The sequence below is a fragment of the Microbacterium sp. NPDC056057 genome, assembly GCF_042266945.1.
Lineage (GTDB): Bacteria > Actinomycetota > Actinomycetes > Actinomycetales > Microbacteriaceae > Microbacterium > Microbacterium trichothecenolyticum_C.
In genome coordinates this window covers 782778-794130 of record NZ_JBHJWS010000002.1, presented here as the reverse complement: position 1 = coordinate 794130, position 11353 = coordinate 782778, and the positions used below count along the sequence as shown (strand labels likewise).

The 11353-nt window shown below is 71.6% G+C and carries 8 protein-coding genes; 2 read left to right on the top strand and 6 right to left on the bottom strand.

What is annotated here, in order from left to right:
* Window positions 1–32: 32 nt before the first annotated feature.
* From ACFC1K_RS11305 to ACFC1K_RS11295, 3 genes are all read right to left on the bottom strand, one after another.
* A complete protein-coding gene (locus ACFC1K_RS11305) occupies window positions 33–1238 on the bottom strand; it encodes an ABC transporter ATP-binding protein (RefSeq protein WP_375871821.1) in 1206 nt (401 codons plus the stop codon).
* A gap of 307 nt (window positions 1239–1545) precedes the next feature.
* Window positions 1546–2334, bottom strand: coding sequence for a DNA-formamidopyrimidine glycosylase family protein (locus ACFC1K_RS11300; RefSeq protein WP_375871676.1), 789 nt, complete (start codon window positions 2332–2334; stop codon window positions 1546–1548).
* A complete protein-coding gene (locus ACFC1K_RS11295; protein ID WP_375871675.1) occupies window positions 2327–7168 on the bottom strand; it encodes a DNA glycosylase AlkZ-like family protein in 4842 nt (1613 codons plus the stop codon). Before ACFC1K_RS11295 ends, ACFC1K_RS11300 begins: the two co-directional genes overlap by 8 nt.
* A 111-nt stretch (window positions 7169–7279) precedes the next feature.
* Between ACFC1K_RS11295 and ACFC1K_RS11290 the strand changes: the two genes are divergently transcribed.
* Window positions 7280–7744 (top strand): hypothetical protein, encoded by a 465-nt coding sequence (locus ACFC1K_RS11290; protein ID WP_375871674.1) that lies wholly within the window; start codon window positions 7280–7282, stop codon window positions 7742–7744.
* Between the two features lie 9 nt (window positions 7745–7753).
* Here the strand turns inward: ACFC1K_RS11290 and ACFC1K_RS11285 are convergent, their stop codons facing one another.
* From ACFC1K_RS11285 to ACFC1K_RS11275, 3 genes are all read right to left on the bottom strand, one after another.
* On the bottom strand, window positions 7754–7936 hold the full coding sequence (locus tag ACFC1K_RS11285) for a PspC domain-containing protein (RefSeq protein ID WP_375871673.1): 183 nt from the start codon (window positions 7934–7936) through the stop codon (window positions 7754–7756).
* Between the two features lie 39 nt (window positions 7937–7975).
* Window positions 7976–8158 (bottom strand): PspC domain-containing protein, encoded by a 183-nt coding sequence (locus ACFC1K_RS11280; protein WP_310288207.1) that lies wholly within the window; start codon window positions 8156–8158, stop codon window positions 7976–7978.
* Between the two features lie 116 nt (window positions 8159–8274).
* Complete coding sequence (locus tag ACFC1K_RS11275; protein ID WP_375871672.1) at window positions 8275–9939, bottom strand: ABC-F family ATP-binding cassette domain-containing protein; 1665 nt, start codon at window positions 9937–9939, stop codon at window positions 8275–8277.
* Window positions 9940–10307: 368 nt separating this feature from the next.
* Between ACFC1K_RS11275 and ACFC1K_RS11270 the strand changes: the two genes are divergently transcribed.
* The gene (locus tag ACFC1K_RS11270) at window positions 10308–11342 is read left to right on the top strand and encodes a hypothetical protein (protein WP_375871671.1); all 1035 of its coding nucleotides are present in this window, start codon (window positions 10308–10310) and stop codon (window positions 11340–11342) included.
* The last annotated feature ends 11 nt before the right edge of the window (window positions 11343–11353 follow it).

The window sequence follows — 11353 nt, the reverse complement described above, 5'->3', positions numbered from 1 at the left end:
TGGTGCGTCGGGTGCGGGTCGAGTCGTGCGGGTCAGGCGGTCGGCGGTGCGACGTAGCCGCCCTGCTGCGCGGCGTCTTCGTCGGCGGCGGGGAACAGCAGCACGTGATGCGCCGCCCACGTGCAGACGACGGGATCGCCGATCGAGAGGGTCGGGGCGTCCGGCGTCGGCCGCCGCACGATGAGGCTCTGGTCGGCGCCGAGTCGCACCAGGTACTGCATCGTGTCGCCGAGGTGCGACACCCCGATCAGCTCCCCTCGGGCCGTGTTCGCGTCCGGAGAGCTCGGCCCTGCGGTCGCGGAGCCCGCCGAGGCCGCCTTCTCGATGCGGATGAACTCGGGCCGCACCGCGGCCTCGCCGAGGTTCGTGGTCGTGAGCACCGGCGAAGCCGCACGCACCAGCGCGTGCGGCGAGGTGATCGCCGCCCCGGCCTCTGCGGCCGGTCCGCGGAAGAAGTTCTGCTGGCCGACGAACGCGGCGACATACGCCGAGGCCGGTCGCGCGTAGACGGTGTCGGCGTCGGCGAGCTGCTCGATGCGGCCGGCGCGCATGATCGCGATGCGGTCGCTCATCGACAGGGCCTCGCCCTGGTCGTGCGTGACGAAGACGAACGTGATGCCCAGGCGGGACTGCAGCAGCTTCAGCTCGAGCTGCATCTCCTCGCGCAGCTGGCGGTCCAGCGCGCCGAGCGGCTCGTCGAGCAGGAGCACCGCGGGCCGGTTCACCAGGGCGCGGGCCAGCGCGATGCGCTGCTGCTGCCCGCCCGACAGCTGGGTCGGCTTGCGGTCGCCGTACTGCCGCATCTGCACCATGTCGAGCGCCTGGGTGACGCGCTCGCGCACCTCGCTCTTCGGAGTGCGTCGCTGCTGCAGCCCGTAGGCGACGTTCTCCGCGACCGACAGGTGCGGGAACAGGGCGTAGGCCTGGAAGACCGTGTTGACGTCGCGCTTATACGGCGGCGCGGCGAGCACCGAGCGGCCGGAGATGCGGATGTCACCGGCATCGGGGTGTTCGAATCCCGCGATCATCCGCAGCGTGGTGGTCTTGCCGCAGCCCGACGGCCCGAGCAGCGAGATGAACTCGCCGGGCTGGATCTCGAGCGACAGGTCGTCGACCGCGAGCTGCTCGCCGTAGTACTTCGTGATCCCCGACAGGGTGACGGCCCCGCGTGCGCCGTCGCCGTCGGGGGGAACCTGCTCCGCCGAAGCCTGCGCTGCGGTCGCCGTGCCTGTGGACATCGTCACCTCGTGAGGGTCCTTCTGGTGCGGGCCGCGCGACGATGCACGGCCTATCGGGTGTGGGGGTATTCAATATGGCGACGCACACACCCGCAACGGAGCCGCGACCGAACCGGACGATCCGGGCCGGTGCGGACGTCCGGTGGGACAGATCGTCCGGGCTTGTGTGACGGTCAGGAAACCGCGGCGTTTCCGCGGTGGCACGACGCGGCAGCACGGATGCCTCGCCCCCGCGCGACATTTCGTCCGCCGGGCATCGTGATCAAAGCGTGCTGGAACCGGGGATCAACGGGAGGGGGACCGAGGCTCAGCGCTGGCAGGTGGGGCACCAGAACACGATGCGCTCGCGCGTCGGATCGGCGCCCAGGCTGCCACCCAGGATGAGAGTGCCGCATCGGCGGCATGGGCGGCCTTCGCGCCGATACACCCACGTCGATCGGCCGGCGCGTGCGTCACCCGTGAAGGTGCGCCCCGAACGGTCGCGGTTCGCGCGCATCATGCGGGCTCCGAGCTCCACGATGGCCGCAGCATCCGTCTCATTCGCGGGCGTCGTGGGCAGGACGCCGCGCACGAACAGGATCTCGTTCGCGTACTCGTTGCCGAAGCCCGCGATGTTGCGCTGGTCCTGCACGGCGACGTGCACCGCGCGGGTGTCCGCCGCCAGTCGACGGGTGGCCTCCGCCGGGTCCCACGAGTCGGACAGCGGATCGGGACCGAGATAGCCGACGAGCTGGTCCTCGTCGGCCGTCGGGACGAGCTTGATGTCGGCGAGGTCGAACCCGACGGTCTCCCACTGGACGCCGTCGGGTGCCGTCGCCCCGATGATCGCCCGCGCACGGAAGGCGGGAGCGTGCCAGCGCTCACCGCGTCGGTAGACGTGCCATTCTCCCTCCATCTTGAGGTGCGTGTGGAGCGTCCAGGACCCGATGCGGTGGAGCAGATGCTTGCCGCGCGAGACCACGTCGTGCACCACTTCACCGCGCAGGTCTGCGGTGGCGAGCTGCGGGACCCGCAGCTCGAAGCGCGTCACGGTCGTCCCCGCGAGCGCTGCGTCGAGCCGCCGTGCAGCGCGGTAGACAGTGTCGCCCTCAGGCACGCGCGCCTGTCCTGTCCTCCGGTCCCTGAGCGCCTCCTGGCCCCTGAGCCTGTCGGAGGGCGTCGCCCGCAGTGAGGCGGCGCAGTGTGAGACCGCGCGGCGACTCCACGAAGCCGGCATCGCGAAGCGTCCTGCCCACAGAGGTGCCGTAGACGAACGCGCCGTTCACCTGCTCGATGGTGAGGGTGTCGAGGCGCCGCGCCCGAGCGGTCGCCGCGAGGTCGCGCGTGGCCGCGGCCAGCGCCGCTTCGTCGCCCGTGAACGCGAGCGCGGACTTGCCGCCACGCTCGAGGTACAGCGTGAGCGCGCCGTCGACCAGCACGACGAGGGCGCCCGCCTTGCGACCGGGGCGGTGCGAGACGCCCTCGAGCGCCGGCCACGCGAGCGCGGCGCCGTAAGGATTTGCGGGATCGGTCGCCGCCAGCGTCACCGCCCGCAACGGCGGAGGGTCGGAGAGGCCGGCGAACTCGCGCAGCCGGTCGACGGTGGCCGAGGCCGCGAACTGCGCCGCCCCGAGCTTCTCGATCACGTAGCCGCGGCGGCAGTGGCCGGCTTCCTCGAAACCCGCGAGCACGCGATAGGTCTGGGCGAACCCGCCGGGCACGCCCTCCGACTGCACCGCGCCGCGCGTCACCACCCCGTACCGGTCGAGCAGCAGGCTCGCCGTCGCGGTCGCCCGCAAGGCGGCGTCGGGTTCGGCGGCGGGCAGCAGCGACCACCGTCCGCCGATCGCCGGTGGACGAGCGGGAACGGATGCTGCCACCGCTCGCACCGCCGCACCCCGGTAGAGCCGTGCGCGTGGTGTGCGGCGGCTCACCCGGTGGGCCTGCGATCCTCCCGACACGAGCGCACGGACCGGCGCGAAGGTGTCGTTGGTCACGAGGCCCGCCCACGTCAGTCGCCACAGCGCGTCGACGACGGACTGCTCGTTCTCGGCGCCGGTGGTCTGCCGCAGCTGCGCGGCGAAGTACGCCCCGCCACCGCCGAGCGCCGCGAGCAGCTGCGCGTCGAGCGAGCCGGGTGCGACCTCTTCGGCTTCGTCGGGGAGAGCCAGGGTGAGCGGCACCGCGTCAGCAGGGTGCAGGGCGATCCAGCCGTCGCGCCCGGGAAGGCTGCCGTGGCCCGACCACACCACTTCGCCGGTGGCGGTGAGCTCGTCGAGCATGCCGGACGTGTAGTCCGCGACGCGGGCGGGGAGCACGAGCGACTCCCACGCGCTCGCGGGGATCGGCACGCCCGCGAGCTGCTCGACGACCGCGGCGACGCCGTCGATCCCCTCGAGCGGCCGCGTCACGTGCTGCCACACCGGGAGGAAACGGGCGTACGCATGCTGCGGCACCGGCTCGACGCTGCCGCGGATCGCCGCGAGCGAGCGCATGCGAAGGCGGCGGAGCACCTCGGTGTCGCACCACTCCGTCTCATCCGCGCGCGTCGCCCCCGCCGCTCCCGAGCCCGTCGAAGGGTCGGGAAGGAAGAAGCCGCTGGTGACGCGTCCCTGCGACTCGAGGCGCTGCAGCGTCAGCCGCGCGACGGCCACGCCGATGCCGAGACGGTCGGCCGCGGCATCCGCCGTGAAAGGTCCGTGCGTCCGTGCGTAGCGGGCCACGAGGTCGCCCAGCGGGTCGGCGACAGGCTCGAGGAACGCGGTGGGGATGCCGACCGGCAGGGGTGCGCCGAGGGCATCGCGCAGCCGCCCCGCGTCTTCGATCGCGGCGATGCGCGTGATGCCGGCGATGGTCACCGGGATCGCGCGCCGCGCCGAGACGAGGGCATCGAGGAGAGCGGATGCCTCGGCCTCGGTCGCGTTCGGAGCACCGGCACCGTTCGCCTCGACGGCGGATTCCAGGCGGGCGGCGACCTCGGCCGCGTCGAGCGGGCCGAGGAGGCGGAGCAGATCGGCGACACCCTCGAGCCCCCGCGCGCGGCGCTCGGGGTCGAGGCGCTGTGCCTCGCGCTCGAACTGGGCGATCACGTCGGGATCGAGCAGCTCCCGCATCTCGACCTTGCCGAGCAGCTCGGAGAGGAGGGCGGGGTCGACGGAGAGCGCCGCTGCACGGCGCTCGGCGAGCGGAGAGTCGCCCTCGTACATGAACGCGCCGACGTAGCCGAAGAGGAGGTCACGGGCGAACGGCGAGGGCTGCGCGGGCTCGGTCTCGATGAGCCGGATGCGCCGCTCGCCGATCCCGCGCATGAGGCGCAGCAGCGACGGCACGTCGTAGACGTCCTGCAGGACCTCGCGGAGCGTCTCGAGGATGATCGGGAAGGTCGGATAGCGCCGGGCGACCTCGAGCAGCTGCGCCGATCGCTGTCGCTGCTGCCACAGGGGCGTGCGCTTGCCCGGGTTGCGCCGCGGCATCAGGAGCGCGCGCGCTGCGCACTCGCGGAACCGGGAGGCGAACAGTGCAGAGCCGCCGACCTCCTCAGTGACGATCTGGTCGAGCTCGTCGGGATCGAAGACGAAGAGGTCCGCGCCCGGCGGCTCGGCCGTAGCATCCGGAATCCGCGCGATGATCCCGTCGTCGCTCGCCACCGCCGATCCGTCGACTCCGAGCCGCTCACGGATGCGGGCGTTCACCGCGAGGGCCCACGGCGCGTGCACCTGCATGCCGTACGGCGAGTGCAGGATCACGCGCCAGTCGCCGACCTCGTCCCTGCCGCGCTCGACAGTGAGCTGGCGGTCGGTCGGCAGTGTGCCGGTGGCCTCGCGCTGCTCGGCCAGATACGCCAGCAGATTGTCTTGCGCGAACTCGTCGAGGCCGGCCTCGCGCAACCGCGACTCGGCCTTGTCGGGCTTCGCCGCCGACACCTCGCGCGAGAACTTGCCGAGCGCCTCGCCGAGCTCGGCGGGACGGCCGATGCCGTCGCCGTGCCAGAACGGCACCTTGCCGGGCTGCCCGAATGCGGGCAGCACGTTGACGCGATCGTGGGTGATCTCGACGATGCGCCAGCTCGTTGTGCCCAGGGTGAAGACGTCGTTGACGCGCGACTCGTAGACCATCTCCTCGTCGAGCTCGCCGACCCGGGCGTTCTGGGATTCGCCCGCGATGAAGACGCCGAAGAGGCCGCGATCGGGGATCGTGCCGCCGCTCGTCACGGCGATGTGCTGCGCGCCCGGGCGACCGGTCAGCACGCCGAGGTCGCGGTCCCAGATGACCCGGGGACGCAGCTCGGCGAACTCGTCGGACGGGAACCTGCCGGCGATGAGGTCGAGCGTCGCCTCGTACGCCGATCGCGGGAGGGAACGGAAGGGTGCGCTGCGCTTGAGCGTCTCGTACCAGCCCTCGACGTCGACGGGACCGATCGCGGCGGCGGCCACCGTCTGCTGAGCGAGGATGTCGAGCGGGTTCTGGGGAATCGCGATCGCCTCGATCTGACCCGCGAGCATGCGCTCGGTGACGATCGCGGTGTGGAGCACGTCGCCGCGGTGCTTCGGGAACAGGGCGGCACGGCTCACCTCGCCGACCTGGTGACCGGCGCGGCCGATGCGCTGGAGTCCCGAAGCCGCGCTCGGCGGGGCCTCCACCTGGATCACGAGGTCGACCGCCCCCATGTCGATGCCGAGCTCGAGACTCGAGGTCGCGACCACGCAGCGCAGGATGCCGGACTTCAGCTCTTCCTCGACCTGCGCTCGCTGCTCCTTCGAGACCGATCCATGGTGCGCCTTCGCGAGCACGGGATCGGCCCCCGCCGTCGCTCCGGCCTGCGCCATCATCGCGGCGGGCACCGTCGGATCGGGCAGGTCGAGGCCGAGGCGCTCGGAGTAGATCTCGTTCAGCCGGCCGGTCAGCCGTTCGGCGAGGCGACGGGAGTTGCAGAACACGATGGTCGAGCGGTGCAGCAGGATGCGATCGACGATCGCCTCCTCGACGTGCGGCCAGACCGACCCCGTCATCTCCGTCTCACCGGCTCCGGAGGCGCGCGGTCCTGATCCCGAGGACTGTCCGTCGGCGAACCAGTCCTCGTCGATCGGCTCGTCCGCCGCGCCCGGCTCTGCCCAGGCGCCGTCGCCGTCAGAGCCGAACGGGCTCGGCGGCGGAGGCGGGTTCAGCATGTCGCCGATGGGCACGACGACCTTCATGTCGAAGGCCTTGGTCGCGCGCGGAGCCACGATCTCGACGGGCTCCGCACCGCCGAGGAACCGCGCCACCTCGTCGATCGGACGCACGGTCGCCGATAGGCCGATGCGCTGCGCCGGCGGAGCATCGGGTGCGAACGAGCGTCGCAGTGCGTCGAGACGCTCCATGCTCACCGCGAGGTGCGCTCCGCGCTTCGTGGCCGCGACGGCGTGCACCTCGTCGACGATCACGGTATGGACGTCGCGCAGCGTCTCGCCCGCGCGGCTCGTGAGCATGAGGTACAGCGACTCGGGGGTCGTGATGAGGATGTCGGGCGGCGTCTGCACGAGCTTGCGCCGGTCACCCGCGGGGGTGTCGCCCGACCGCACGCCGACGGTGACGTCGGGGACGCTGAGGCCCAGGCGCCGCGCGGACTGCCCGATCCCGACGAGCGGCGACCGGAGGTTGCGCTCGACGTCGACGCCGAGCGCCTTGAGAGGGGAGATGTAGAGGATCCGGGTGGCGGGGGCCGTAGCATCCCGTCGCTTCTTCTTGCCCTCGGGAGCCGGCGATGCCGGGGCCTTGTCGTGGAAGACGCGGTCGATCGCCCACAGGAACGCCGACAGCGTCTTGCCCGAACCGGTCGGCGCGACGACGAGCGCGTGCTTTCCGGCGGAGATCGCCTCCCACGCGCCCGTCTGCGCGTCGGTCGGGGCATGGAAGGCGCCGCGGAACCAGTCCTGCGTGGCAGGACCGAACCGCTCGAGGACGTCGCCCATCACTCCATCTTCGTCGTGATCGCCGACATCGGGCCAGGTTCCGTCCAGGACCGTCGCGTAGGCTCCCTGCGTGCGTGCACCCCCGGCACGCGCTCACCGCCGAGGACCGTGATGGAACCGATGCCCTCGAGCGAGCCCACGGCCCCGGCTCCGCTCACCCGCCGCACCAATCCGGCGCTCGCCGACCGCTCGTGGATGCGCTCGCGGCGCGTGCAGACGTTCGGGCTCGGCGCGCTCTGCGGTGCGCTGGGGCTCTCGCTCCTGGTGGTCGTCACCACGATCCTCGGAGCGTCGCAGAACCAGGCCCCCTTGGTGCCCGCCGACCCGGCGCCCGTCTCTGAGCCACGGCCCTCGGCATCCTTCCCCGCCACGCCCTCGCCGTCCTCCGCGCCGACGACCGAGCCGGCGGAGGAGACGGATGCCGCCACCGAGCCGGAAGCACCCGCCGAGCAGCCGGTGGTCGCGGTCCCTGCGCCGGCGCCCGAGCCCACCCAGACCCAGCCTCCGGCCGATGAGTCCACGGACAGCCCCGGCAACAGCGCGAATGCGCCGGGTCGGCTCAAGAAGAAGCCCTGAGCGTCTGAGTCAGCGCTCGTCGGGCATGAGGATCCAGAACAGCAGGTACATCAGGATCGAGACGCCGAAGAACGCGGTCGAGCCGACCCACAGCACACGCACCGGCACCACGCTGCAGCCGAAGCGGTCGGCGATGCCCTGGCAGACTCCGGCGATCATGCGCCCTTTTAGCGGGCGGACCAGGCGATGCATGCGTTCATCATGGCGTGGGGAACCCCGCCGCACCAGGGGTCAGCGCTCGGAGGGCACGATGATCCAGAGCAGGATGTAGATCCACAGCGACAGGCCGAAGAAGACGACCGCGATCAGGGTGAGGATGCGCACGAGGGTGACGTTCCACCCGAAGCGGTTGGCGATGGCGGCGCAGACGCCGGCGATCCATCGGCCCTGCTGAGGTCTCACGAGTGCGTTCATGGCTCCATCCTGCTCGCGGCGGCGCGTCACCGCACGGGTGCAGGCCCCCGATACGCGCGGGGGCGGGCCGCAGCATCCGTCCCCCTTCCGGAGATGACGGATGCCGCGACCCGGCGTCAGCGCTCGGTGAGCGTGCCGTCGCGATCGAGCTCGAGCACGAGGCTCACGCCGATGCGTTCGAGGAACGCATCGTCGTGACTGACGACGAGCACCGCGCCGCGGTAGGCCGCGATCGCGTCGACGAAGCGGTCGACCGTGTCGAGGTCGAGGTTGTTCGTCGGCTCGTCGAAGACGAGCAGCTGCGGCGGCGGATCGGCGAGCATGAGTCGCGCGAGCGCGACCCGGAACCGCTCGCCGCCCGACAGCGTCCCGACCGGACGTTCCACCGCGGCTCCTCGGATGAGGAACCGTGCGAGCCGGTTGCGCAGCTCCACGATCGTGACGTTCGGCGCCGACGGGGCGACGTTCTCGAGCACGGATGCCGCGTCGTCGAGTCCGTCCACGCGCTGCGGGAGGTAGCCGACCCGGTCCGTGTGCAGCTCCGCACGTGCAGAACTCCACGGATTCGCCACCGGCTCATCCGATTCCGCGTTCGTGGACGCCTGCGCTCCGGGATCCGTGGAGTTCCGCGGGCGGGCTCCGATCAGCTTCTCTAACACCGTCGTCTTGCCGGCGCCGTTGGGGCCGATCAGCGCGACCCGCTCGGGTCCCTGGATGATCCACGAGCGCTCGCCGTCGCCGAGCGTGGCGATGCGACGCCCGGCCGGAACACCCGGGTCGGGCAGGTCGATCTTCACGATGTCGTCGTCGCGCACGCGGCGCTCCGCGGCATCGAGCGCTTCGCGGGCGGATGCCTCGCGGTCGGCCTTCTCGCCGCGCAGCTTCCCCGCCGACACCTGGGCGGCCATCCGGCGTCCGTTCGCGACGATCTTCGGCACGCGCTTCTCGTCGAACGCCTTCTGCCCCATCGCGGCGCGGCGCGAGATCGTGGTCTCGGCCTCGATGCGCTGGCGCTTCTCGCGCTTGACGGCCTGGCGCGCGGCGCGCTCGGCATCGCGGGCGGCGCCTTGCTCGGCATCCAGCCACGCCCGCCACTCGGAGTACGGGCCACCGAAGACCGACAGCGAGTTTGCGTAGAGCTCGGCGGTGTCGTCCATCAACTCGAGCAGCGACGTGTCGTGGCTGACCACGATCAGCGCACCACGCCACGAGCGCACCATGTCGTGCAGACGTGCACGCGCCTCGCGGTCGAGGTTGTTGGTGGGCTCGTCGAGCAGCGCGATCGACGCGCCACGCAGCCGGATGCCGGCGATCGCGGTGAGCACCGCCTCGCCGCCCGACAGCTGCCCGACGTTGCGGTCGAGCATGTCCGGGACGAGACCGGCTTCAGCGAGCGCCGCGTGCGCGCGCGCTTCGATGTCCCAGTCGGAGCCGACCGCGTCGAAGTGACGCGGGTCGGCATCGCCGGACTCGATGGCGCGCAGCGCCCGGAGCGTGCCGCCCACGCCGAGCAGGTCGGCGACGGGCCGGTCGACGTCGAGCGTCAGGCGCTGCGGAAGGTACGCAGCATCCGTCGTCCGTGCGATGTGACCGCCCGAGGGCGTGAGCTCGCCGGCGATGAGCCGCATGAGCGTGGACTTGCCGGAGCCGTTCCGGCCGACGAGACCGGTGCGGCCCGTGCCGAACGCTCCGGAGACATCCGAGAGCGCGGCGGTGCCGTCGGGCCAGGCGAACGAGACCCGGTCGAGGACGATGGCAGGGGTGAGGGTGTGAGCGGGCATGAGGCCTCCTGTGTCAGACGTGCGCTGACACCGAGGGGCCGCAGGACCGGCGCCCGGGCATGCCGGAGCGGGTGAGGAAGCGGCGGATCGACGGCAGCGCGAAGTGGTTCAAGCGCTGGCGCGTCGAGAGTCGACGGAGCAGCGCGATTACAGCGCGGTCGCGTCGATCAGCTTCAAGGGAGTTCCTCACGGAGGGGACAAGGCCGTGAGCCACCATAGCCGACATCCCTGGACAGGGCGAGGGATCGTGCCGGATGGGGCCGCGCGCGTCGGTTGGATAACGGTGGATCGACAATCGCGGGGACGACCACCGTCAGCCGGTTAGGTTACTCACAACCAGCCCAGGTCGGGAGGGTCGAGAGGAACGGATGTCCCCCCGATCTGCCATTGCCGCAGTTCTGACGATCGCCATCGCCGGCGTGCTGGTGTCGTGCACGACTGACGTCCCGCCGGTTGCCGAGACGCCGAGCGCGACCGCCACCGCAGCACCGACGCCGGCGCCGGCGCCGGCGCCGGAGACGCTCGTGGTTGCTCCGGGGGCGCGACCACCGGTCTTCCTGGACGGAGACTGCGAACGGATGCTGCCGCTCGACGTCGTGGAAGCCACGCTGGGACGGGCGGCGGAACTCGACCGCGCGCCGGAGCCTGAGGGGTACGACGTCGTTGCCGGTGCGGGTGGGTTGAGTTGTCTCTGGTGGGCGGACAACGTGGACGGCCTTCGGGTCGCCGTGTTCACCGCAGACAGTGTCTCGGAGGTCGATCTGACTACCGTCGACGGCTGGCGCGCAGACCCGGCGTGCGACTGGTATTGCTCCGTGATCATCGAGCGCGACGGCTACGTGGTGGTGACGACCGTCAACGGGTTCGATGGCGCCGACGTCGCGGGTTCGCTGCATGAGGAGGCTCTTCGGGTCGCCGAGCAGGTCGCTCCGGTCGCCCTCGCCAACGTCGCCGCGGGCGACAGCAGGTGGGTGAGGGACCGCACAGGCTGGTCGGACGTGGACTGCAGCTCGCTGGCCGCGAAGGTGGGCACCTCCCTGGGCCGGGAGTTCGGCGGTGAGGACTGGGGGCTGTACGTCGACCCGCCCCTGACGGTGGGCCTCATCGCAGATGAAGCCGCTCGCGTGTGGGTGTGCCGTTTCGTGGATTCTTCGGGTCACTACATCGAGGCGTGGGGTCACGCGGGCGCGGCGTGGGGATTCGATGCGTCGAGCACGGAAGCGATGCCCCGACCGTGGATCGGCCGCATCCTCGAAGCGGACATGCGCAACGACGGAAACGTGGGTGAAGGCTGGGAGATGAGCGACGGCATCAACGTCGTTCGTCTCACGGGAGTGCCTGCCGAGCTCGGGCTCGGGGCCAGGGAAGTCGCGGCTGCGCTCGCCACCGCACTCACGGACTGACCGGCGTCGGC